Origin of the sequence: Fulvivirga kasyanovii (genome assembly GCF_009711405.1) — a bacterium.
GTDB lineage: Bacteria > Bacteroidota > Bacteroidia > Cytophagales > Cyclobacteriaceae > Fulvivirga > Fulvivirga kasyanovii.
In genome coordinates, this window is record NZ_SMLW01000096.1 from 1 (window position 1) to 647 (window position 647).

The 647-nt window shown below is 53.9% G+C and carries 1 protein-coding gene; it reads right to left on the reverse strand.

Translation table 11 applies throughout. The features are described 5' to 3' along the window. The coding region (locus E1163_RS00160) for a ketoacyl-synthetase C-terminal extension domain-containing protein (protein ID WP_221417861.1) at nucleotides 1-647 on the reverse strand (647 nt) is incomplete at both ends.

The following is a 647-nucleotide window of genomic DNA, read 5'->3' on the forward strand; positions in this document are numbered from 1 at the left end:
TACTGCTTCAGCCTGTCCGTATTCTTAGCAGACAGTACGATAAGCTGAGGGCTATCAGTAGCAGGCTGCGATACTGGTGCCGGGATATATCCTTCCACCACAACATGGGCGTTGACTCCTCCAAAACCAAATGAGCTTACTCCTGCTACCGGTGGCTGGCCTTCAACCTCAGGCCACTCGCCGGTATCGCCTAAAAAGTAGAACGGGCTACCTTTCAAACTCAGGTAGGGGTTCTGCTCTTCAAAGTGTACCAGCTTCGGAAGCTTGCCGTGTTTCATCGACAGCAATATCTTGAGCATTCCGGCTATACCCGCTGCGGTCTCCAAATGACCGATGTTCGTCTTTACTGTACCTATTCCGCAATGTGCTTCTCCTGGCTCACTGCCATGTGATGCGTAGAGTTTCCTGAAGGCTTTCTTTAATCCGGTGATCTCTATGGGGTCGCCCAGGCTGGTACCTGTGCCATGGGCCTCTATGTAACCTACTCGCCGGGGGTCTATGCCCGAACGCTCATAGGCCTTGTAAACTACTTCTGACTGGGCCTCAGGATTCGGGGCGGTCAGGGAGCTTGAACGGCCTCCATGGTTAACCGCGCTGCCACGGATCACGCCATAGATATGATCGCCGTCTGCCTCTGCCTGGGACAG